The organism is Sporosarcina obsidiansis, from assembly GCF_009651005.1.
Lineage (GTDB): Bacteria > Bacillota > Bacilli > Bacillales_A > Planococcaceae > Sporosarcina > Sporosarcina obsidiansis.
Map to the genome: position 1 here is coordinate 1 of NZ_WHVW01000010.1, position 24,339 is coordinate 24,339.

At 39.3% G+C, this 24,339-nt stretch carries 20 protein-coding genes and 1 riboswitch; of the genes, 15 read left to right on the plus strand and 5 right to left on the minus strand.

Translation table 11 applies throughout. From position 1 onward, the window contains the following. The first annotated feature begins 1,101 nt into the window (after positions 1-1,101). A complete protein-coding gene (locus tag GD002_RS09600) occupies positions 1,102-2,997 on the plus strand; it encodes a PrkA family serine protein kinase (RefSeq protein WP_153732150.1) in 1,896 nt (631 codons plus the stop codon). A 197-nt stretch (positions 2,998-3,194) separates the two neighbouring features. Here the strand turns inward: GD002_RS09600 and GD002_RS09605 are convergent, their stop codons facing one another. From GD002_RS09605 to GD002_RS09615, 3 genes are all read right to left on the minus strand, one after another. Continuing rightward, positions 3,195-3,980, minus strand: coding sequence for a DeoR/GlpR family DNA-binding transcription regulator (locus GD002_RS09605; protein ID WP_228548347.1), 786 nt, complete (start codon positions 3,978-3,980; stop codon positions 3,195-3,197). 77 nt (positions 3,981-4,057) lie between these two features. Beyond that, positions 4,058-5,011 (minus strand): sugar phosphate isomerase/epimerase family protein, encoded by a 954-nt coding sequence (locus GD002_RS09610; protein WP_153732152.1) that lies wholly within the window; start codon positions 5,009-5,011, stop codon positions 4,058-4,060. 25 nt (positions 5,012-5,036) lie between these two features. After that, the gene (locus GD002_RS09615; RefSeq protein WP_153732153.1) at positions 5,037-6,305 is read right to left on the minus strand and encodes an MFS transporter; all 1,269 of its coding nucleotides are present in this window, start codon (positions 6,303-6,305) and stop codon (positions 5,037-5,039) included. 927 nt (positions 6,306-7,232) lie between these two features. Here GD002_RS09615 and yhbH point away from each other — a divergent pair. The 8 genes from yhbH (at position 7,233) to GD002_RS09655 (ending at position 15,392) form a co-directional block, all read left to right on the plus strand. Beyond that, positions 7,233-8,396, plus strand: a complete 1,164-nt coding sequence (gene yhbH, locus GD002_RS09620) for a sporulation protein YhbH (protein WP_153732154.1) — start codon at positions 7,233-7,235, stop codon at positions 8,394-8,396. Further along, entirely contained in the window at positions 8,393-9,790 is a 1,398-nt protein-coding gene (locus GD002_RS09625; protein ID WP_194841550.1) for a SpoVR family protein, read from the plus strand. Before yhbH ends, GD002_RS09625 begins: the two co-directional genes overlap by 4 nt. A gap of 155 nt (positions 9,791-9,945) precedes the next feature. Further along, entirely contained in the window at positions 9,946-10,752 is an 807-nt protein-coding gene (locus GD002_RS09630) for an amino acid ABC transporter substrate-binding protein (protein WP_153732156.1), read from the plus strand. Between the two features lie 112 nt (positions 10,753-10,864). After that, a complete protein-coding gene (locus tag GD002_RS09635) occupies positions 10,865-11,524 on the plus strand; it encodes an amino acid ABC transporter permease (RefSeq protein ID WP_153732157.1) in 660 nt (219 codons plus the stop codon). Between the two features lie 12 nt (positions 11,525-11,536). Continuing rightward, positions 11,537-12,286: an amino acid ABC transporter ATP-binding protein gene (locus tag GD002_RS09640; RefSeq protein ID WP_153732158.1), complete on the plus strand. Its 750-nt coding sequence runs from the start codon at positions 11,537-11,539 to the stop codon at positions 12,284-12,286. A 261-nt stretch (positions 12,287-12,547) separates the two neighbouring features. Further along, positions 12,548-13,558, plus strand: coding sequence for an ABC transporter substrate-binding protein (locus tag GD002_RS09645; protein ID WP_153732159.1), 1,011 nt, complete (start codon positions 12,548-12,550; stop codon positions 13,556-13,558). A gap of 18 nt (positions 13,559-13,576) precedes the next feature. Next, the gene (locus GD002_RS09650; protein ID WP_153732160.1) at positions 13,577-14,620 is read left to right on the plus strand and encodes an ABC transporter permease; all 1,044 of its coding nucleotides are present in this window, start codon (positions 13,577-13,579) and stop codon (positions 14,618-14,620) included. Next, the gene (locus tag GD002_RS09655; RefSeq protein ID WP_153732161.1) at positions 14,595-15,392 is read left to right on the plus strand and encodes an ABC transporter ATP-binding protein; all 798 of its coding nucleotides are present in this window, start codon (positions 14,595-14,597) and stop codon (positions 15,390-15,392) included. The genes GD002_RS09650 and GD002_RS09655 overlap by 26 nt, the downstream gene beginning before the upstream one ends. A gap of 281 nt (positions 15,393-15,673) precedes the next feature. Here GD002_RS09655 and GD002_RS09660 read toward each other — a convergent pair whose 3' ends face one another. Continuing rightward, a complete protein-coding gene (locus tag GD002_RS09660) occupies positions 15,674-16,771 on the minus strand; it encodes a branched-chain amino acid aminotransferase (protein WP_153732162.1) in 1,098 nt (365 codons plus the stop codon). A gap of 136 nt (positions 16,772-16,907) precedes the next feature. Between GD002_RS09660 and GD002_RS09665 the strand changes: the two genes are divergently transcribed. The 3 genes from GD002_RS09665 to GD002_RS09675 all read left to right on the plus strand — a co-directional run bounded on the left by GD002_RS09665 (position 16,908) and on the right by GD002_RS09675 (position 19,782). After that, on the plus strand, positions 16,908-18,032 hold the full coding sequence (locus GD002_RS09665; protein WP_153732163.1) for an NAD(P)/FAD-dependent oxidoreductase: 1,125 nt from the start codon (positions 16,908-16,910) through the stop codon (positions 18,030-18,032). 63 nt (positions 18,033-18,095) lie between these two features. Then, positions 18,096-19,007 carry a pseudouridine-5'-phosphate glycosidase gene (locus GD002_RS09670; protein WP_153732164.1) on the plus strand — a complete coding sequence of 304 codons (912 nt, stop codon included), beginning with the start codon at positions 18,096-18,098 and terminating at the stop codon, positions 19,005-19,007. 19 nt (positions 19,008-19,026) lie between these two features. After that, the gene (locus tag GD002_RS09675) at positions 19,027-19,782 is read left to right on the plus strand and encodes an exodeoxyribonuclease III (RefSeq protein ID WP_153732165.1); all 756 of its coding nucleotides are present in this window, start codon (positions 19,027-19,029) and stop codon (positions 19,780-19,782) included. Between the two features lie 42 nt (positions 19,783-19,824). Here GD002_RS09675 and GD002_RS09680 read toward each other — a convergent pair whose 3' ends face one another. Next, positions 19,825-21,060: a CynX/NimT family MFS transporter gene (locus GD002_RS09680; protein ID WP_228548348.1), complete on the minus strand. Its 1,236-nt coding sequence runs from the start codon at positions 21,058-21,060 to the stop codon at positions 19,825-19,827. Positions 21,061-21,136: 76 nt separating this feature from the next. On the opposite strand from GD002_RS09680, the gene GD002_RS09685 reads away from it, so the two are divergent. The 3 genes from GD002_RS09685 (at position 21,137) to GD002_RS09695 (ending at position 24,309) form a co-directional block, all read left to right on the plus strand. Continuing rightward, a complete protein-coding gene (locus tag GD002_RS09685) occupies positions 21,137-22,066 on the plus strand; it encodes an AEC family transporter (RefSeq protein WP_153732167.1) in 930 nt (309 codons plus the stop codon). A gap of 73 nt (positions 22,067-22,139) precedes the next feature. Then, a riboswitch (purine riboswitch) is annotated at positions 22,140-22,241 on the plus strand. 128 nt (positions 22,242-22,369) lie between these two features. Further along, positions 22,370-22,957 carry a xanthine phosphoribosyltransferase gene (locus GD002_RS09690; RefSeq protein WP_153732168.1) on the plus strand — a complete coding sequence of 196 codons (588 nt, stop codon included), beginning with the start codon at positions 22,370-22,372 and terminating at the stop codon, positions 22,955-22,957. Beyond that, on the plus strand, positions 22,954-24,309 hold the full coding sequence (locus GD002_RS09695) for a nucleobase:cation symporter-2 family protein (protein ID WP_153732169.1): 1,356 nt from the start codon (positions 22,954-22,956) through the stop codon (positions 24,307-24,309). The genes GD002_RS09690 and GD002_RS09695 overlap by 4 nt, the downstream gene beginning before the upstream one ends. Positions 24,310-24,339: the final 30 nt, after the last annotated feature.

Sequence of the window (24,339 nt, forward strand, 5' to 3'; positions counted from 1 at the left end):
TCATTTTTCATGTATAAACAAAAATACCCTATAAGAGGGACTTTTTCAAAGTGTCCATCTTATAGGGTACAGTTTAAAATGGCCTAGTGTTTCTTTTTTATGCTGTTTCTTCATATAACTCCCCTTTGCTACATCCAATACTTTCTATTTTACCGGAATATCTGAAAAGAGCCTAGTGTGAATAAAAGATATTTCTAATTATAGTTGACGGTTACTGAGTAAATATATTTAGTGTGTAGGGAGAGTGGTCCTAGTACCGCTGCGGCGCTGAGGGATTGCCTTACACTAGAGAGCCAACAAGCAAAGGGCGCTCGTTGTCTCTTGACTATGGCTGACCCCGCAGTTGCGCCTTTGCTTGTGAATGCTTTCATTATGTATATCTATTTTATTCCAGCTTGTAGACAAATCCTAATAAAAGGTTCGTTCATTAACTTTAACTTTTTCATTGATATTAGTCTCTAACAATTCTCAAAAAGGTAACAATACTCTCTTTTACGAACTAGAAATGGCCGATCCTCTTAAAAAACCAAAGAATTACGCTAGTTGATCGTAGTGGAAGGCAACCTAATTTCGCCGCGTCCTGCGGCAACGGTTGCATGACTCACTTCGTGTGAGCCCGCGGCAAAATTTACTCCGAGAGGATCAGCGTGAGACTTGAACCCCCGCAGGGAGCGAAAGTCGTAGCGTTAGGAGCACCGCTGTATAATTTCTGCAAAAAGCCGCAGAAATTATACAAATCGAATCCTTCGCTGTTCGATTGGCTCAAGCCACGCCCTCCGGAAAGCGTACGTCTGGAACGTAGATCAACGGTACCTTTCCCTCTTTCTTTTCCTTTGTCTACAGTCTGATTTTATTCATTTAATTGCATGTTTGAAAGAAAGTATCTATTTACAGGTATTCCTCTAAGTTTTCGTATTAGATAGTTAGTTTTATTGTCACGTAGCTGAGTAGATTTCTAATTACAATTTCTTAGAGTGTACATGTGTGGTGGAAATCTATATCTTTAAGAAAAAAAGTTAGAAGTTGTTCTCCAATCAGAAAGAATCATTTTTCCTGTACGGGCATACGATAATACATCACAGCCTAATTGGAGGAGAGCCGTTGGATATTTTAAATCAATTGCATAATTACCGTAGAGAAGAAAATGAGTTGAAGTGGGAAGGTACGTTTAAAGAATACTTGGAGTTGTTAAAGGAACGTAAAGAAGTTGCGCAAACCGCTCATTCGCGAATTTACGAAATGATTGAAAGTGCGGGGGTTGAAAAGCAGAACGGTCAAAAAATCTATCAGTTCTTTAACGAAGAATTGTTTGGTCTGGAAGAGTCGATTGAACGGTTGGTGGAAGAATATTTTCACCCTGCGGCTAAACGTCTAGATGTCAAGAAACGTGTGCTTTTATTGATGGGTCCTGTCAGTGGTGGGAAATCTACAATCGTCACGATGTTGAAACGCGGGTTAGAGCAGTATTCGCGCACCGATGAAGGCGCTGTGTACGCGATTAAAGGCTGTCCGATGCATGAAGATCCTTTACATCTCATACCAACCACCTTGCGTGATTCATTTTTTGAGGAGTATGGAATTCGCATTGAAGGCAGTCTGTCTCCATTGAATAGATTACGTCTTGAAGAAGAGTATGAAGGTAGAATTGAAGATGTAGTAATAGAAAGAATTTTATTTTCTGAAGATCGCAGAGTGGGGATTGGTACCTTTACTCCATCAGATCCTAAATCTCAAGATATTGCAGATTTAACAGGAAGCATCGATTTCTCCACGATTGCAGAATATGGTTCCGAATCTGATCCGAGAGCCTATCGATTCGATGGGGAACTGAATAAAGCAAACCGGGGAATGATGGAATTCCAAGAAATGTTGAAGCTTGATGAAAAGTTTCTCTGGCATTTATTATCCTTGACGCAGGAAGGGAATTTTAAAGCAGGGCGTTTTGCGTTAATTAGTGCAGACGAACTGATTGTAGCCCATACAAATGAAACCGAATACCGCTCTTTCATCAGCAATAAAAAAAATGAAGCGTTACACTCGCGACTCATCGTCATTCCGATTCCGTATAATCTGAAAGTAAGTGCTGAGGAAAAAATTTATCAGAAAATGATACGAGAAAGTGATATGGCACATGTTCACATCGCTCCCCATGCCTTGAGAGTAGCTGCTATCTTCTCGGTTCTTACTCGTTTGAAAGCGTCTAAGAAACAAGGGATCGACCGTTTGAAAAAGCTACGGCTTTATGATGGGCAAAGCGTAGAAGGTTTTAATGATGCGGACACAGAAGAATTGAAGAACGAATTCATGGATGAGGGAATGGATGGGGTCGATCCTCGCTATGTGATTAATCGAATTTCCTCTGCTATTATTCGCAAAGAAGTACCAAGCATTAATGCGTTAGACGTATTGCGATCATTAAAGGATGGCTTTGATCAGCACGCTTCTATTTCAGCAGAGGATCGAGATATGTACATGAATTATATTTCTATGGCTCGTAAGGAATATGATGAAATCGCCAAAAAGGAAGTACAGAAAGCTTTTGTCTATTCCTATGAAGAATCTGCTAAAACTTTAATGGATAACTATTTAGATAATGTTGAAGCTTATTGCAATAAGAACAAATTGAGAGATCCATTAACAGGTGAAGAAGTCAATCCTGACGAAAAATTGATGCGCTCTCTCGAAGAACAAATTGGGATTTCGGAGAATGCCAAGAAAGCGTTCCGGGAAGAGATATTGATTAGAATTTCTGCATATGCGCGCAAGAATCAGCGCTTTGATTATCGTTCACATGATCGCTTAAGAGAAGCGATACAAAAGAAGCTGTTCGCTGATTTAAAAGACGTGGTCAAGATTACTACCACATCTGCTACACCTGACGAAACGCAGCTAAAGAAGATGAATGAAGTGGTGGCTCGACTGATTGATGAGCATGGCTATAATTCGGTTTCTGCTAATGAACTTTTGCGTTATGTTGGCAGTTTACTGAACCGGTAATTATGCCAAACAAGGTCCTTGAATTAAGGATACGGAATCCAGTTTAGATATCACTTTACACGTATATATGCTGAGATCACGAAGACGCGATAAAAGACCAACAGTTTGCATATTTGGCACTGTTGGTCTTTTACTGTTCCAATTGCTTAGATCAATGCATGGTCACTACTTGCCAAATACAATAGATTTCACTCTATTTAATATGAACCGGAAATCCATTCAATGCCCAAACTCATTATATCGTTCTTCCAAGATGCAGGACACTCTTGATCACATATTACAACATCAACATCGGATAACGGAGCTATTTTGCATAATGCCTGAACACCTATTTTGGATTGATCTGTTAACACGACAACTTGTTTAGTGTTAGCAATCACTTTTTTTGAGAGCAAACATTCATTTAAATTATAATCGCTAATGCCTTTGACTAATGAAATGCCACCTATTGATATAAACGCTTTATCTAAATTGAAATTTTCTATGATCGGTTCAGACAATTGACCGCTAATTGACTGTTGAATAGGATCTAAATTTCCACCCAATAAAATAACTTCACCAGAAAAAAGCTTTCTATTGAGCGAATCCATAAGAGTTATTGCAACAGGAATACAATTTGTTAAAATTCGAACATTTTCTTTATTTCGTATTTGAAGAGCTAATTCTGCAGCCGTCGTGCCTGTATCGATAAATATAGTATCGCCATCCAAAACGAGGTCTGCCCCTAGCTTTCCTATCACTTTTTTTGCATTCGTATTAACTTCCGTTCTATGTAAAAATGGAGGTTCTCCCATTTGATAGGGAGATTTAATAGCTCCACCATAAACGCGTTTTAATACTCCTTCCTCTTCTAAAAAAGTCAAATCTCTCCTTATTGTTTCGGGTGAGACTTTAAACTTCCTTGCTAGCTCAGCTACTTTTAGTTTTCCAGTTCGATTCAATTCATCAATGATTTCTATTTTACGCTCTTCTGATAGTAACAATATGCAATCTTCTCCTAGTTATTGTTTTTCTAAAATTCATCATCAGTATCGTGAGGCTATTTTTAACTTGTCATTCTTTATCTGCAATATTTGTCTCTCAATTCTTTTACTACTTTTACTGATTCTTTCACTCCGTTGTCCTGATCTACTAGCATTTTCTCCAAAAGTTCTTCTGTTGGATAATAAGAATCTAAAGGAGCTATCAATTCAAATGGGAAATATGGCTCTTCTACTTTAAATGCCCCGTTTCCAAGCGAGTTAACTCCCCCTGTTCCAATTGGCCTCTTGAAAGTCGATACATAAGGATGGCACATTTCAATATTTATTCTTTGCAATGTCGAATGTTCAACTAAAATTTTGAAGCATTCATCGACATTGATGTTTCCTTTTCCGATTGGGCAACCGCTTACTCGATAATCCTCTCCATCATGGATGACGAAATGATCCTTGAAGTGGCTTGAAACGGAATAAGGAGCCAGTTTGTTGACTGTAACAATGGGGTCTTCCCAAGCCATCATTCCATTGCCATTATCACATAATGCCCCGATCCAAGGGCTATCAACTGCCTGTATAACACTAATAATTTCATCTGCAGTTTCTTCTTCATGATTTTCAATTGCTAATTTAATTCTGTACTTTTTTAACAATGGGACGACTTTCTTTAGTTCTATATATGCATGATCTGTTTTTACTTTATCATAATGACCTCTATTAATGTATGTCCTGATTACGTCTGCACCTATTTTATCGGCTACTTCAATAATTTCCTTAAGATGATTATACTCAATCCCTCGACAATCAATTTCACAAAATAAATGATATTTATCTAATAAACCTTTTACTTTTTTTAAGTGTTCTGGATGATTGCTTCCTAACGTTCCCCAATTTGGATCGAGATGTAAATCTTCAATAATATTGATCTGCACACCATCTAACCCCAAATCGACAGTTTTATGAATGAAATCAAATATATCCATTCGATGATGTTGGAAATATAGATGATAGCTTTCAGTCTCTAATCCTAGTTTCATAAAAGTCCCCTCCAAAAAATATCTATTACACAGCAATATCCTTTTTCTTTTTAATAATATGAACAAGATAATGACTAATGAAGAAACCGATGATTGAAAATGCAATCATAATCATGAACACTATTCTATAGCCGGACATACCAGGATTATGATCCAAGACACTTCCGTACATCGTAAATGCAAATATAGAAGGGAAGTAACCTACTAAACAAGCTACAGAAACAGCAGCCCCACTAATTTTTTCAGGTATATGAATCTCATCTAAGGGAGCGAAAAATACAGCCCGTTGTGAAAATATAATCGCACCAAATCCAAGTGTTGCTGTCATACCGAGATATACATTCATTGTTTCATGTGGCAGCATGATAAATATAACCATAGCTATAACAGCTAATAAAAAAGTGAAGCGAAGATATTTGGAAGCAGATCGAAATTTTTTATCAACTAAAAATCCACCAATTGGTCCTCCCACCATTTTTAATCCATATTGATTTATAATCCCGTAGGCTCCTACTAATGCGACTGGCATACCGTAAATTTCTTTAAGAAAGGGTATGAAATAGGTCAATCCAGCATATACGCTATAAACCGAAAAGATTGTAAATGCAACAACCCATAACTCAGGTAGTTTAATTGCTTGCAATGCGCCCTTTAGAGCTATTTTATTTTTACTTAATTCTTTTTCATCCTCATCAGGGACAATGGAATCGTGTTCAACGAAGAAGTATGTAATAATTCCTACTATAATTACGGTTGCTGAAAAGAATAAGATAGCTGCTCGAAATCCAACTACACCAGAACCTAACCAAATGAATATGCCTAATGCTGAAAAGGCAATTATCGTATCAATAACACCCCTTCCAGCTTCCAAAAATCCAAACATTCTTCCTTGTTCATCTGAGTTGCCTAATAATTTAACAGTTTTGATTAGAACGGGCCAAAAAATTACTTCTGCGAACAATGCCATAATTCCCCATGAAAGTAGGATTCCATAATAGGACGGGAAGGTGGATAAATAAATACCGACGACCCCAGTTCCGATTAAACCTATAGGGAGGAGTATTTTCTTCGAAAAACGTTGCGCAATATAAATAGAAAATATGATTCCAATGGTTTGTACTAGAGCGTAAATAGATAATGCCAAACCAATTTGTGTGTGTGAAAGATGAAAATGCTCTTGCATTGGTATATAAAAGGCATCTTTTAATGAAGAAAGTTTAAATATCGTCCCCCCACCTAAAATTAAAATAAAAAGTGTAAACCATTTTTTAACCTGTGTCTTTGCCTGCGTCATCAAATTCCTCCTAATTACTTCTAGTTGTGGTTTTGTTTTGTTTCATGACTGTTCATGACTGTTCATGACTGTTATTGAGGTATGTTTAACATATTAAAGTGACCAATACAAATTGTCAATATGATTTAGAAAATTTGGTAACCTCTAAATAACCGTTAATATAAGGTTTTTTTAGTCACAGATATATTTATTTGTAATATTTTTCATATTTGTTTGTGTTGTTTTGTGAATGTTTGTGTATTTTGGGGATTTGGGATGATGCCTGTTTTGTGAAGGGTCACTATGTGATTTGAATCCATAGATAGGTATTTAGTGTAAATCATAAGTTGTTGCATCGCTTTTTAGGTAGTTGTTTTATACCTATTCCAATAATAGCGAATCACAAAGCTTTTTTTGTATGCCTACTTTACGTGATGTCTTGCATATCTGCGGCATAATAGACCTGTATTTTTTCATTATGGTATGAGACGAAAAAATATCATGTGGTTGTTGGGAATGAATGTGTTATCTAAATTGGTGAATGAAAAATTCACAAAAGTTTGTCTTAATTGCTCGGAAAATGTAGGACAGCATACATAGTAAAAAAGTTATGTAGTGTAAATTACTGAGAAAATGAAGTAACCAGATCGTTTGGAAAATGTGTCGCGATATCATTTTGAAACAAGGAAAGAGAAATAGTAAACACAGACCGCTCTCATTGCTCCTATTAAACATGAGCGAAAGAAGATAGGGCGGAGAATCTAAGCGAGCGTTTCTGCGTCCATAAAACAATATTTTGGAGTAGCCTCTCTTATTTCAGTTTATTTAGGAAAACCCTTATTCTTGGTCTACCTAAGTAGTTACGTTTTCTTTCTATTTAGTCAATATTCAAACATCTAACGCATATGATAGGGAAACAAATTGTTCGAGAGATAGGCGGGGATTCGAATGGAAGAAAACCAGAAAAGTCGCTTTGTTGTTACCGAGGAAAATTGGTCTCTCCATCGTAAAGGCCACCAGGATCAGCAACGCCATCTAGACAAAATTAAAGAAGTATTGAAAAGTAATTTACCAGACTTGATTAGTGAAGAAAATATTATCCTTTCCAATGGAAAAGACATGGTGAAAATTCCGATTCGCTCGTTAGATGAGTTTAAGATTCGCTATAACCATGACAAGTCTAAGCATGTGGGACAAGGAAAGGGCGACAGTAAAGTTGGAGATGTCGTGGCGCAGGGGGAGCAAAAGCAAGGACAAGAAGGCGCTGGAAAAGAAGCAGGCGATCAACCGGGTCAAGATATATATGAGACAGAAGTTTCAATGGAAGAGTTGGAAGAAATGTTCTTTAAAGAATTAGAGTTACCTAATTTGGAGCAGAAAGAACAATCAATCACGACTATTGAGGATATCGATTTTACGGATATCCGGAAAAAGGGACTGATTGGTAATTTGGATAAAAAGCGTACATTGTTATCAGCCATTAAGCGCAATGCCATGAAAGGAAAAGCAGTAATTGCTCCCATTATGGAAGATGACTTGCGATTCAAAACCTGGAATCCTGTAGAGAAGCCACAGTCTAAAGCAGTAGTTTTAGCAATGATGGATACGAGTGGATCTATGGGGAAATTTGAAAAGTATATGGCCAGGAGTTTTTTCTTCTGGATGACAAAGTTTCTTCGCACAAAATATGAGACAGTGGATATCGAATTTATTGCGCATCATACAGAAGCGAAGGTGGTGACGGAAGAAAATTTCTTCAATAAGGGTGAAAGTGGCGGAACAAAATGCTCTTCTGCATACGAAAAAGCTTTGCAAGTCATCAAAGAGTCGTATCCCCCATCGAGTTATAATATTTATCCAGTGCACTTTTCTGATGGAGAAAATATGACGAGTGATAACCGTAAATGTCTAGAATATGTGGATGAATTATTAGCGATCTCTAACATGTTTGGTTATGCAGAAGTAAATGAACATCGTAGAATGTCCACGTTAATGTCAGCATATAAATCAATAGAACATCCAAAGTTTAATTACTATATTTTACAGAAAAATCGAGATGTTTACTTTGCCCTGAAGAAGTTTTTTGAAAAGCGAACGGAGGGATTCCGCTGACAGAACAACTAGCTTTACAACGTGCTATTGAAGAAATAACCGAAATTGCCAGTGGATTTGGACTGGATTTTTACCCCATGAGATATGAAATTTGTCCGGCAGATATCTTATATACGTTTGGTGCCTACGGGATGCCAACTCGTTTCACACATTGGAGTTTCGGTAAGCAATTTCATAAAATGAAGCTCCAATATGACATAGGACTAAGTAAGATATATGAGCTAGTTATAAATTCCAACCCATGCTATGCGTTTTTACTGAATACGAATAGTTTAATTCAAAATAAATTGATCATTGCTCATGTATTGGCACATTGTGATTTCTTTAAAAATAATATCTATTTTTCCAAGACGCGAAAAGACATGGTCGAAAGTATGGCGGCTACGGCAGAGCGTATTGCTGACTATGAAATTCGGTATGGGAAGCAGCGAGTAGAGAAGTTTTTGGATGCCGTATTGGCTGTTCAAGAACATATTGATCCGAGCATCGTTCGTGATATCAAGCCTTCTCCATCTCTTTTTGAACGTGATCAACCTAGAAGAACTGCTTACGATGATTTGTGGGATTTAGATCAGCGGCCGATTCCTGGACAGCAGGCAATTGAGATGAATAAAAAAAATCCTGAACAACCAGAGAAAGATATTTTACTATTCATTTTAGAGAATAGTAGAAATTTGGATGATTGGCAGGCTGATATTCTCACCATGTTACGGGAAGAGATGTTGTATTTTTGGCCACAGCTGGAAACGAAAATTATGAATGAAGGTTGGGCTTCTTATTGGCATCAACAAATATTGCGGGAAATGGATTTAACTCCATCCGAGACAATTGAATTCGCAAAGCTCAATGCGAATGTTCTCCAGCCTTCTAAAACATCCATCAATCCGTATTATCTCGGAGTGAAAATTTTTGAGGACATTGAAAGGCGTCATAATCAGTTGGCAACAGAGGCAGAACGGAAAGGCGAACGAGCTATGACAGGTCGTGAAAAAATTTTCGAAGCGAGAGAAATTGAAAATGATACATCATTTATTCGTAACTATTTAACAGATGATTTAATTAAGGAAGAAGATATGTATGTGTTCCAAAAGGAAGAGAATTTGTATACAGTTTCTGACAAACAAGCAGATAATGTACGGAATCAATTGATTGGTAGTAGAGTGAACGGTGGTTTTCCTTATATAGTTGTGGAAGATGGCGATTATATGCGTAATGGGGAATTATATCTTGTCCATCGTTATGAGCAGACCGAATTAGACCTTCCATATCTAGAACACGTATTGCCACACATTCATCATCTGTGGGGTCGTATCGTGCATATGGAGACGGTACTTGAGAACAAACCACTGATATTTTCTTATGATGGGCATAAGGTGTTTAGACGAACTAAATAATAGAAAAAAGAATAGGCCAATGTCTATTCTTTTTTCTATGCTAATGATTAGGCAACAAATGAAGAAAGGTCTTTTCATTTCGTGCATCTAATGTTATTTTAGTAGTATATTAACTCGTTAAAGTGATAAAGGGTTAAGAGGGAGAGGGGAAAGAGATGAGAAAAGTAACATTTACGTTATGGTTGGCTGCAGTGTTGTTATTCATTGCGGGATGTGGATCCAAGTCTTCTGACGGAGATACGTCATCTTCAGATGCTGGGAAAGACAAAGAAAGCAAAGAAATCGTCATCGGTGTAGATGATAAATTTGCGCCTATGGGATTCCGAGATGAAAAAAATGAACTAGTAGGTTTCGATATTGACATGGCAAAAGCGGCTGCCGAGCATATGGATGTTACAGCCAAATTCCAACCAATCGATTGGAAAACAAAAGAAACAGAATTGAGCAGTGGACGAATTGATTTAATTTGGAATGGGTACACAATTACAGATGAACGTAAAGAAAAAGTATTATTTACAAAACCTTACTTGGATAATAATCAAGTCGTTGTGACATTAGCAGACTCAGATATTCAAGCAGTAGAAGAACTAGAAGGAAAAACAGTGGGCTTACAGGCGCTATCTTCTGCCGGACCTGCATTAGAAAGCCATCCTATACATGAGAAAGTGAAAACCGTTACAGAGTTCGCGGATAATGTGCTTGCACTGACAGACCTAAAGACTGGCCGGTTGGATGCGGTTGTCATTGATGAAGTCGTCATCGATTACTATATGACGACTGAAGAAGGCGTCTTCAAAAAACTTGACGGTTCATTAGCAGTTGAAGAGTATGGCATCGGTGTTAAGAAAGGCAATGAAGAATTACTAGAAAATCTTCAAAAAGCATTGGAGACCATGAATGAAGATGGTACGGCTGCTAAAATCTCTACAGAGTGGTTTGGAGAAGATAAAGTGTTACGTTAAGGAAATGTGAACGTATGGAAACGTGTAATTTTTGCCACAGAAGGTTAGTAGCTCTAACTTTCTGTGGCTCTATATGATGGAACCCTTAACCGGTTTTTGGAGGAATTAAAAGATGACCTATGAATATTTTATGTCTATGCTGATCCCTATGCTTGAAGGAGCTAAAGCGACTGTACTTTTATTTGTACTCGCCATTGTTCTTTCGATTCCGCTGGGTTTTTTGCTGACACTTGCCGTAAGAAGTAGTATGAAACCAATTTCTTTCTTAGCGCAATCCTATATATATATCATGCGTGGGACTCCTTTGTTATTGCAACTATTGTTTTTTGTCTTTGGTTTACCACTTCTGCCGGTAATCGGAGAATATTTAGTATTGGATCGGTTTGTCGCTGCTACGTTGGCTTTTATTTTAAATTACGCGGCCTATTTTGCAGAAATATTTCGTGGTGGATTGCTTTCTATTGATAAAGGACAGTATGAAGCTTCTCAAGTATTAGGTTTAACAAAATCGCAGACGACTGTGCGAGTAATTTTACCGCAAATGTTCCGAGTGACATTACCTCCTATCGCCAATGAATCAGTCTCTTTAGTAAAGGATACGGCCTTATTATACGCCGTAGCGGTTCCTGAACTACTGCATTATGCGCAGACGGTGGTCAATCGAGATTTTACAATTATCCCGTTTTTCATTGCAGCAGGGATCTATTTGCTGATTGCTTTTGCGCTGACAATGGTATTCAAATATTTGGAGAGAAAGCTGCAATACGATTGAGGAGAGAAAACTATGTCATTCATTGAAATTAGTAACTTACAGAAATCTTTCGGTCCGTTAGAAGTCTTGAAAGGTTTAACATTTGAAGTGGAGAAAAATGATGTCCTGGCAATCATCGGACCATCAGGATCTGGTAAAAGTACTATGCTTAGAAGTTTGATCCAATTAGAAGAAGTGAATGGAGGAAGTATAGCGGTGGACGGTGACTTTCTTGTGAAGGATGGGGTGTATTCCAAGCCCATAGATAGCAAAAAAGTAGTAGCCAAAATGGGAATGGTGTTTCAACAGTTTAACCTCTTCCCTCATTTGACAGTTAAACAGAACTTAGAGTTAGCGCCTAAGTTGGTGAAAAAAGAACGATCTCAGGATTATAGCTTACGAAGTGTTGAACTGCTAGAAAAGGTGGGGTTATCCTCTAAACAAGATGAATACCCTTCAAGACTTTCTGGAGGACAGAAACAACGGGTAGCAATCGCTAGGGCATTAATGATGAATCCTGATATTTTATTGTTTGATGAGCCAACGTCTGCGCTTGATCCACAGTTAACCAAAGAAGTTTTGCATGTAATGAAAAAGTTGGCAGAAGAACATATGACTATGATCGTTGTGACGCATGAGATGGAATTTGCCAGCCATGTCGCAAACCGTGTAATTTTTATGGATGAAGGATCGATTGTCGAGGAAGGAAGTCCTCAAGAAATCTTTTCTGCGCCGAAAGTTCAGCGAACAAAACAATTCTTAAACTACGAACTTTATGAATAATATCAGGACTAAATTATAATAAAAGTAGCCAAGCGTTGCAGAAAGCACTTGGCTACTTCTATGTATAATGTAATCTTTCTAAATGAAGTTTTTGGAATTTATAAACAATATGTCTAGAAGTGTTCTTTTACTTATGAGAATTTACGTAAAATATAGAATAATGCATTGACGAATAGGTAAGTAGAGTGTACGATTACGTATAATTATTGCCTTTTCTGATTAATTCGACAGGGTGATAGAGAAAAGTAAGGGGGATTTTGAATGAAGAAACGTTGGATGACTTATGCAGCGGCACTATTCAGTATTGTGCTCATTCTGGCTGCGTGTGGAGGAAAAAAGGAGTCATCAGGTTCGTCGACAAACGATCAAAATGATGATACAGAAAAAGATGGAGAAAAATACACAATTGGTGTGACGCAAATTGTTGAACACCCTTCTTTAGATGCTGCATTTGAAGGCTTTCAAAAGGCAATTGAAGAAGCAGGTTTGAATGTGGAATACGACATACAAAATGCGCAAAACGATAATAGTTCGAACTCAACTATTGCGAATAACTTAGCAGGTGCAGGAGTAGATTTAATTTTTGCTAACTCTACACCAAGTGCTCAAGCAGCAGCTAGTGCAACCCAGGATATTCCGATTGTCTTCACTTCTGTCACGGACGCAGTAGCAGCTGAACTGGTTGCTTCTAATGAAGAACCAGGCGGAAATGTGACCGGAACAATTGATAATCATCCGGATGCTATTGCAAATACTATGAAATTCTTAAAAGATAATCTAAGTGCAAAAAAAGTAGGTATGATCTTCAACTCGGGTGAACAGAACTCACGCCTTCAAGTAGATCACGTGAAAGAAATCTTAAAAGACATGGATATGGAAGTAGTGGAGGCTTCTGTTGCTACGTCAGCAGATGTAAAACAAGCTGCTGAATCATTGATTGGTTCGGTTGATTCGTTTTACATCATCACAGACAATACAGTAGTGTCAGCTTTAGAATCAGTAGTTTCCGTTGCCAATGACAATAAAATTCCTATGATGGTCGGAGAGTTTGACTCTGTCAAACGTGGCGGATTAGGGGCTTACGGTTTTGAGTATTTCGATATCGGATATGAAGCAGGCGAAATGGCAGTGAAGATTCTAAAAGGAGAAGCTTCTCCTGAATCATTACCTGTACAAGTACCACAGAATTTGAAATTAATGCTTAATAAACAGACTGTTGAAACAATTGGTCTAGAAATCCAAGACGATTGGAATGCAGAAACTGTAGAATAAACTAGGAGATGATCTTGCATGTTTTCAGCTGTTTTTGGCTCAGTTGAGCAGGGTATCATCTATGCGATCATGGCGCTCGGAGTGTATCTTACATTCCGAGTGCTTGATTTTCCAGATTTAACGGTGGACGGAAGTTTCGTAACGGGAGCAGCTGTGGCGGCTACAATGATCGTATTTGATTATCATCCCCTCGTTGCAACTCTTACCGCTATTATCGTGGGGTTTTTTGCGGGATGTATAACAGGCTTATTACATACCAAAGGAAAAATCAATCCACTTTTATCCGGAATCCTCATGATGATTGCCCTCTACTCGATAAACCTTCGGATAATGGGACTGACTACTGAAAGTTCAGTTGGTCGCCCGAATATTCCTCTCTTAAATGCAGAAACAATTTTCAGTAAGTTTCAAGAATTTTGGAGTAGTTTAGGAATTGATGGAGCGATTAATGGTTTCCTATCAGGGATAGGTATTGAACATTTGCCTTCCACTTGGGGGACTTTATTTTTAATGATTCTCGTTACGATCCTGATTAAAGTGATTGCCGATTGGTTTTTACAGACAGAAGTTGGATTGGCGATTCGTGCAACAGGTGATAATAAAAAAATGATCCGTAGTTTTTCTGCAAATACGGATACACTCGTAATTTTAGGGTTAGGAATTTCCAATGCACTGGTAGCATTTTCAGGCGCGCTGATTGCACAGTATGGAAAATTTGCTGATAATGGCATGGGAATCGGTATGATAATTATTGGTCTTGCATCCGTTATTATTGGAGAAGCGATCTTTGGAACAAAGACGATTTTTCGTACGACAATGGCAGTTATTATCGGAGCTGTCATCTATCGAATTGTTTTAGGGCTTTCTTTGCGAGTGAAGATTCTCGATTCAGGTGATATGAAACTGATCACCGCGGTCATCGTTATAGCAGCATTAATTATTCCGCAGATCCTAGACAAGAGACGTGAAAAAGTTCGGAAAGCACGTAGACAGGCTGAGCGAATGGAAATGAAAGCGACACAAGGGGTGAATAGCATTGCTGAAACTAGATCAAATCAATAAAATCTTTAATGAATCAACCCCGGATGAAAAAGTGGCGCTAGATCAGATTAATCTTCATTTGCAACCAGGTGATTTTGTTACGGTCATTGGTAGTAACGGAGCCGGAAAATCTACGATGATGAATATGATTTCTGGCGCGCTGATGCCGGATTTTGGAAATATTTATATTGATAGTAAAGATGTTACGAAATTAGCTGAGTTCAAGCGTTCTAAAATGATTGGTCGCGTGTTTCAAGATCCAATGGCAGGCACAGCACCCACGATGACCATTGAGGAAAATCTTGCTATGGCGTATTCTCGAAATAAGCGTCGTTCATTACATCGAGGTGTCGACAAGAAACGGAAAGATTTATTTCGTACATCACTCGAAACCTTGCATTTAAATTTAGAAAATCGAATGACCGCTAAAGTAGGTTTGTTGTCTGGCGGGGAGCGACAGGCTCTGTCATTGCTGATGGCTACGTTTACTCAACCATCTATCCTGTTACTCGATGAACATACGGCAGCACTTGATCCCTCCCGTGCAGAGCTAATTACCGATTTGACAAAGAGATTAGTAGAGAAAGACAAACTTACGACGTTAATGGTGACTCATAATATGCAGCAAGCACTGGATCTTGGAAATCGTTTGATCATGATGGATAAGGGACAGATCATCTTGGAAGTAGAAGAAGAGCAAAAGCAACATTTGACGATTGCGAAGCTAATGGATGAATTCCAGCGAATTCGTGGTGAGCAGTTAACTAGTGATGCAGCGTTATTATCTGTATAAAAGTGTAAAAGGTTGTCCTGAAAAAGTAATAACTTTCAGTGACAGCCTTTTCTCGTGTGATTGGATAGAGAAGTAGAGGTACGCTCCAACGAATCATCGAACTGTATTAAAACCCCTTAGTACCACACATTGGTTAAGTCGTACGATTCAAACTACTCGCGAATCAAACCAGCCGTTCATCGCATATTTACTCTATCTAGAAAGCCCTGGATAAACAAAAAAGAGTCATCCGAAAAGTCATTTGGAAATGATTTCTCAGATAGCCTCTCTTTCGTGTGTAATTAAGCAAGTTGTTGTGTCGGATTTTTTTTGATTTCGTATACCCAATTAAAAGGATCGGTTTCTTGACCGGTTTGGATATGAGTAAGCGTATCATATAACTTTTTGGAAAGTTCTCCTGTTTCCCCATTACCGATAATCATTTTATAGCCGTCCCAATTGAGTTCGCCTACTGGTGAGATGACAGCAGCTGTTCCGGTACCAAATACTTCTTCCAGCTGGCCGTTTTCATAGGCGTCTCGAATTTCATCCATAGATATTTTTCGTTCGGCTACAGGCACTTCCCAGTGACGCAGAAGCTGCAAGATAGATTTTCGTGTAATCCCTTCAAGAATGCTACCATTGATCGCAGGAGTGATGACTTCACCGTTAATTTTGAAGAAAATATTCATGCTACCAACTTCTTCTACGTATTTTCGTTCCACGCCATCTAACCAAAGCACCTGTGAATAACCTTGTTGATCTGCCACTTCCTGTGCTTTTAAAGCTGAAGCATAGTTACCAGCTGTTTTGGCGCTGCCTGTTCCACCTTTTGTTGCACGAACAAATTCATTTTCAACTAGAATCTTTACAGGGTGAATACCTTCTTTATAATACGAGCCTACAGGTGACAGGATCATATAAAATTGATATTTTTTCGCTGGAGCTACGCCAAGGAAAGCTTCCGTTGCAATTACAAAAGGTCGAATATATAATGAAGTCCCATCTAGTGTAGGAATCCAATCCTTCTCGATTTGCAAAAGCTGGTTAAGCGCATATAACGCATTTTCTTCGTCGATTCGTGGCATGCACAAACGGTCAAGTGAATAGTTTAGCCGTTTCATATTTTCTTCTGGACGGAAGAGGCGGATTGTTCCTTCTACCGACTTATATGCTTTCATTCCTTCGAAAACGGTCTGTCCATAGTGCAAGACAATGGCTGCAGGATCAAGTGTAAGGGGAGCATATGGAACGACACGATGACTATGCCAGCCTTTACCTTCCTCATAATCTACGACCAGCATATGATCCGTAAATGTTTTACCAAAGACTAAAGTAGTAGGGTCAGGCTTTTCTTTTTTATTTTGCGTTAGTTTTATTTGTATAGGTAATCTTGTCATAATCATCAGATCTCCTCAGGATGTGGAATATTCCGAAAATAGTTTTTCGAATAGACTTATTATACTGCTTTTTTCAAAAAAATAAAGTGAAAAATTTGTCGATTTTGAATCGTATTCAAAAAAGGAGTAGTTTTATATGAAAAAAATCATCATAATTGGGTCAGGAATTGTCGGGATTTCGGCAGCGTATCACCTTTCAAGTCAAGATGTTGAAGTCATCGTGATCGACAGACAGGAACCAGGGCAAGCAACGAAAGCGGCAGCGGGTATTATTTGTCCATGGGCTTCACAACGTCGAAATAAAGCTTGGTATACACTGGCTGCAGCAGGAGCCGCATATTATCCTAAATTCATTCATTCATTGGAAGAGGCCGGAGAGTCGGAAACAGGATATCAACAGGTGGGCACTCTAGCTATCCATACTGACTGGGAACGTCTGCGAAAAAAAGCCGACTTACTGGAAGAACGTAAAAAAATATCTGCAGAAATTGGCGAAGTGGAGTTACTAGATGCTGACCAAACAGCGAAGTACTTTCCTATTCTATCAGCAGAATACAGTTCTGTACGAATTTCAGGTGGGGCCAAGGTTGATGGCAGGGCACTACGAGACGCGTTGGAGCGCATAGTAGTGAAAAGAGGGGTGCAACTCATAAAGGGCAATGCAGTTCCATACATAAAAGCAGGAAGTGTACGAGGGGTAATTGTGGAAGATCAGATTATCGAAGGTGACCAATTCATTTTAGCGGCAGGCGCATGGGCCAATGAATTTACACAACCTCTAGGAAAGAAACTACAGGTTTTTGGACAGAAAGCCCAAATTCTTCATTTACAGACCGACTATACATTATCAGGTGATTGGCCAGTTATTATGCCGCCCACCACGCAATATATTGTGCCTTTCCAAGAAGGGAAATTTGTGACGGGTGCAACACATGAAGAAACGGATGATTTTGATATTCGGCCTACAGCTGGTGGTATACTAGAAGTGCTATCGAAAGCGTTACCTATGGCTCCTTTACTAAGCGAAGCTGAAATTGCTGAAGTGCGAGTTGGGATTCGTCCTCATACGCCAAACTTCATGCCAATTATAGGTGCGTTGCCTGATCATCCAAATGTTTGGATTGCGAATGGTTTGGGTTCTTCGGGTTTAACGATCGGACCGTTTGTGGGTAAGCTTTTATCCCAATTAGCACTCGGTGAAGCAACTGGATGGGATCTTGAAAGCTATCAGGTCGCACAGATTATTGATGATCAGCATTGAACTAATTGTTCAGAATGTTTATCATAAAGCTATAGCTATTGAACGGTCAAAGGGGAGATTCAGATGAGGAGATATGTTTCTTATTCAGAAGAAGTCAAAGAAGCAATGAAATATGGTAAACCTTTAGTTGCATTGGAATCAACGATCATTACATATGGCATGCCTTACCCAGAGAATGTTAAAGCTGCACGCGAAGTTCAGCAAATTATTCGAGATAATGGAGCGGTACCTGCAACGATCGCCATTATGGATGGCAAAATCAAAATTGGGTTGACAGATGAAGAGCTGGAGCGGTTTGGTGATAGTAAGGGAGTCATTAAAGCTTCTAGACGAGATATCAGCTATCTTATCGCAACGAAACAACCTGGTGCTACAACCGTAGCGGCATCTATGTTTTTCGCAGATCTGGCGCGTATTCGGGTGTTTACTACAGGAGCGATCGGGGGCGTTCATCGAGGTGTGGAACAGACGATGGATATTTCTGCAGATTTGGAAGAGTTTGCGCGCACAAGCGTTGCGGTCGTTTGTTCAGGAGCTAAATCCATACTTGATTTAGGCAAGACGCTCGAATATTTAGAAACAAAAGGGGTTCCAGTCATGGGATATCAGACTGATGTTTTTCCTGCTTTCTATACGAGAGGAAGCGAACATCGAGTGGACTTTCAAGTGGATGATATCGACTTAATGGCTGAGATGCTTCGAGTTAAATGGAATTTAGGCCTTGAAGGCAGTGCAATTATCGCCAATCCCATTCCAGAAGAATATGCGATGGATCGGCAGTACATGGATCAACTCGTTTCTGATGCTTTAGAAGAAGCACGGCAGTTAGGTGTTAGCGGCAAAGAGTTAACACCACACATGCTGAAAAAAGTTCAGGAACTAACGAATGGTCAAAGTTTAGAGGCGAATATCGCTTTGGTGAAATCCAATGCGGAACTAGCAGCAAAACTAGCTGTCAGTTTTAACGGCAATTAACTAGATAGGTTGTGTAAATTTGAAAGTAGTTTCTTGGAATGTCAATGGCATACGAGCTTGTGTGAAGAAAGGGTTCAATGACTTTTTTCAACAAGTGCAAGCGGATATCTTTTGTGTTCAGGAGATCAAATGTCAAGAAGGACAAATTGAATTGTCGTTTGACGGCTACGAACAATATTGGAATTATGCAGAGAAAAAAGGGTATTCCGGTACAGCTGTGTTTACGAAGGATCATCCACTCTCCGTACAGTATGGATTAAATGGTCAGGATCATGAACGAGAGGGCCGTGTACTTACGTTAGAGTTCGAAAATTTTTTCCTGGTAAACAGCTATTCTCCTAATTCACAGAGAGACTTGGCGCGTTTATCCTACCGATTGGAGTGGGAAGATGAAATGCTGGTTCATTTACTGACATTGGATGAGCGAAAGCCGGTTATTTATTGTGGCGACTTAAATGTCGCGCATGAAGAAATTGATATTTGTAATGTTCGATCGAATTATGGTAATTCAGGCTTTACTGCAGAAGAGCGTGGGAAAATGACTCGCTTGCTTGATTCAGGCTTCACTGATACGTTCCGTTTTTTGAATGCTAGTCAGACAGGCGCTTATACGTGGTGGTCGTATATGAATAAAGTGAGGGAACGTAATATTGGCTGGCGTATTGATTATCTAGTCATTTCAAATCGACTTCAATCCCGGCTTCAAACGAGTACAATCCACTCCGATGTGTTGGGTAGCGATCATTGTCCGATTTCTGCAGAGTTAGTATTTTAATTCATCAAAAAAGAGCAAGTGACATTGCACTTGCTCTTTTTGTTATGGCATTTTTTTATTCGGAAAAATATAACGATTTTTCCCTGCGCTCAATCCACTTAGGAATAATAGAAACGCGACGACGAGAAAGATATAAAGAGGTGCGGTCCATGAACCTGTATAGTCGTGCAGTGAACCGAACAGAACAGGGCCAATTGCCGCAAGCATGTAGCCGACAGATTGTGCCATGCCAGATAGTGAAGCTGCTTCTTCTGGCGTGCTAGAGCGCAACGTGAAGAACATCATGGCTAGACCAAATGAAGCGCCACCTCCTAATCCAATGAAAATCATCCATAGAGCTGTAAAATTCTCACTTCCGAACTGGACACCACCATATCCAATGACATAGCACGCGAAGACAGCCGTCACAAGACCTCGTTGGTTTTTAACTTTATCGGCAATCACTGGTATGATGAACACGACAGGTAACTGTGATAGCTGTACAAGAGACAGCATCCATCCGGCTGCCTCATCTGTCAGTCCGGTCGTTTGAAGGACAACTGGCATCCAGGAAGATGTCGTATAAAACAGAAATGATTGCAAGCCCATGAAGAATGTTACACTCCACGCAATGGGTGAACGCCAAAGTGGGATGGTTGGCCGCACTTTCAAATTCTTTACGATCTCTTTCTCCACTACGCGTTTCTTGCGGACTTGCGGAATCCAAACGATTACTGCAATGAAGGTGATAATTCCCCATACACCTAACGCGCCTTGCCACCCATAAGACGTGTTATTCGCAATGGGAGCGGCGATTCCTGAAGCGAGAGTAGCGGATATATTCATAGAAACCGAGTATAAACCTGTCATCAACCCAATATGTAAAGGAAAACTTAATTTTAGCAGGCTTGGTAGGAGGACATTACCAAAAGCAATTGCAACGCCTATTAAAAATGTACCGATCAGCAGTAGAGTACTAGAGCCTGCAGATCGCATTAAAACGCCCGCTAATAATAAAATCATTGAATAAAAAAGTGTTGGTGCCAATCCGTACCGCTTGGAGATACGTGGTGCGAAAGGTGAAACAATCGCGAATGCCAACAAAGGAATTGTTGTCAAAAAGCCTGCTAATGAATTAGATATTTGCAATTGGTCGCGAATGGATCCGATAATAGGACCAACAGAGGTAAGTGGTGAACGAATCGTTGCCGCTATAAATAAAATGCCGGCTAATAGTATCCACTGACTCTTTGGAAAGTGTAAATGCTTGCTTGGACGTTCTTTTTGTAAATTCACCATTGTGAAGCCCCCTAATTTTTCCATGAAGATTGTACTGAGAAGTATGTAGCTACAACAGCAGAAAGGAGAATCCTTTGTGGAGTACTTGCTCATAGTCTTTGTAAATGTTATCACACCGATGCTCATTTTATTAGCAATTGGCGTGGTATTGCAAATAAAGTTTACTTTTAACGTCAAGGCACTCGGGAATATATTAACCTATTGTCTCATACCAGCTGCTGTTTTTATGAATTTATATCATACCGTAATCAATGTAGAAGTTTTGCTGGATGTTTTATTTTTTGTCGTATTGTTTAGCACGTCGCTGATAGTTATGGGCCATCTATTCAGCAAGATGTTAAGGCTCAACCGCCAACAATCAGCTGTTATGAAGAATAGCATCGTTCTCATTAATTCAGGAAACTATGGCTTACCCGTGAGTCAGTTGGTCTTCCACGCAAATCCGCTTGGGGTATCGATCCAAATTATCCTCATCGTCTATCAAAACCTGCTGACCTATTCTTATGGATTATATAATTTGGTTTCTGCTACGCAGTCAGGCGCAACCGTTTTTAAGCAATTTGTGAAAATGCCGATTATTCATGCTTTATGGCTTGGTGCGTTCTTTAATTTGGCAAATATTCCATTACCTCCATTCATTGAATTGCCGATTGGGCATTTGGCAGATGCTTTTATTGCCATTGCGTTAATTACATTAGGAGCACAATTAGCTCAAATTAAAGTGAAGACGCTGTGGAATCGACTAATTTTCCTGAGTAGCTTCGGTCGTCTCATTCTCTCTCCTCTATTTGCGTTTGCTTTGATCGTATTGTTGAAAATTGACGGAGTGACCGCACAGTCCTTGTGGATTGCTAGTTCGTTTCCGACTTCCCGTAACAGTTCTACCCTTGCGTTGGAGTATGACATCGAGTCAGAATTAGCGGCACAAATCGTATTGTTCACTACCGTCGCCAGTAGTTTTACGGTCGGTGTTGTCATTTATTTATCATCTATTATTTTCAGTTGAATGTAAGTGAATTGACAGAAAAAACATTGTTTTAAACCGATCTTGAAATGTTGTCGAATCGTGCTATACTATTAGCATTCAGTTCAATAGAACTCATATAATCGCGGGAATATGGCTCGCAAGTTTCTACCGGTCTACCGTAAATAGATCGCCTATGGGGAGAATGAAAAGCAGTTTTCTTTGTCGTTCGACAAGAAAATGCTTTTTCATCTTTAAAAAGCGTAGATGCCGCTCACTCATAGATTATATGGGGAAATGGCATGTGCGCTTTTTTATTCGTAAATTTGAAAGGAGCATCACATAGTGGAGTTGCTAAAAGAGAAGATTCGACAAGAAGGTAAAGTATTATCGGAAGAGGTATTGAAAGTCGATTCGTTTTTGAACCATCAAATCGATCCAGTTCTCATGCACGAAATTGGCAAGGAATTCGTAACGCGATTCAGTGATCAGAACATCACGAAAATCGTCACGATTGAATCTTCAGGAATTGCTCCTGCTACGATGGCTGGTCTGATCCTAGGCGTCCCTGTTGTTTTTGCGAGAAAACGTAAATCTCTCACTTTGACGGATCATCTCTACTCTGCAAAAGTTCATTCATTCACAAAAAATGAATCAAATGATATTTCGGTTTCTAAAGATTTTATTTCAAACGAAGATACGGTTTTGCTGATCGATGATTTTTTAGCGAACGGACAAGCTGCTCTCGGATTAATAGATATTGCACAACAAGCAGGTGCGAATATCGCCGGAGTAGGGATCGTGATTGAAAAATCATTCCAACCAGGTGGAGAATTAATACGGAAATCAGGAATTCGAGTCGAATCATTGGCTGAACTTCAGTCATTGCAAGATGGACAAGTTCAATTTGTTGGGGAGGAAGTCATCCGATGAAAACTACATTGCTTGGTTTTCAGCATTTACTTGCTATGTATGCCGGAGCCGTAATGGTTCCATTAATTGTTGGAAATGCGATTGGTTTGACGCCTACACAGCTTACGTATCTCGTTTCAATCGATATTTTGATGTGCGGTATTGCAACGATTTTGCAAATTATACGTAATCGTTTTTTCGGGATTGGGCTTCCTGTTGTACTAGGCTGTACGTTTACGGCTGTTGGTCCGATGATTTTGATTGGGAATGAATATGGGATTTCGGCTATTTACGGGGCGGTTATTGCTTCGGGTGCAATTGTTGTTGTGATTGGCCGATTTTTTGGACGTCTTGTGCGTTTTTTCCCTCCGATCGTCACAGGTTCTGTCGTAACGATTATCGGAATTACGTTGATTCCCGTTGCAATAAACAATATGGGTGGAGGTCAAGGTGCTGATGACTTCGGTTCAATGACGAATATCTGCCTTTCTTTCGGTACGTTATTGTTCATTGTATTATTGTATCGATTTTCTACAGGTTTTTTACAATCCATTGCCATCTTGCTTGGTTTAGTAGGAGGAACCGTGGCAGCTGTATTTTTAGGGATTGTAGATTTCTCCAATGTCCATGATGCTTCTTATGTGCATATGGTCATGCCATTTTATTTAGCAACTCCGACTTTCCATCTGTTACCGATTGCGATTATGACATTGGTCGCGATGGTTTCATTAGTGGAATCGACTGGGGTATATTTTGCGCTCGGAGATATTTGTGAGCAAGAAATTGATCAGAGTAAATTGGGAAAAGGTTATCGTGCCGAAGGACTGGCTTCGGTAATTGGTGGGATTTTCAACGCCTTTCCTTATACGACATTTTCTCAAAATGTAGGATTGATGCAGTTGTCAGGAGTGAAGTCTCGTCGGGTTGTTTTTGTAACAGCGATCATGTTGATTTCATTAGGCTTCTTGCCAAAAGTAGCGGCATTGGCTACAATTATCCCGAATGCTGTTCTAGGTGGCGCGATGGTTGCGATGTTCGGTATGGTGGTCTCGCAAGGCATTAAGATGCTCAGCCCAGTTATTACGAAATCTCAAGATAATGCAATGATCGTTGCATGTTCAGTCGGTATTGGCCTTGGTGTTTCGGTGGTACCTGATTTGTTCGCAAAATTACCTGATAGCGTTCAGATTTTGACGAGTAATGGGATTGTGCTCGGAAGTCTAACTGCGATTTTCTTGAATATCATTTTCAATATGATTCCTTCAAGAAAGAAGCAATCGGAACAAAAGGCTAGTGAAATGAAGACCAGTCCTGTGACAATGAAAGAAGGTTCATCTTCTGTTTTGGTAAGTGCTTCTGCTCAAGGAAAGTAAAAATATAAAAGAGCGACTGCTTTTGCAGTT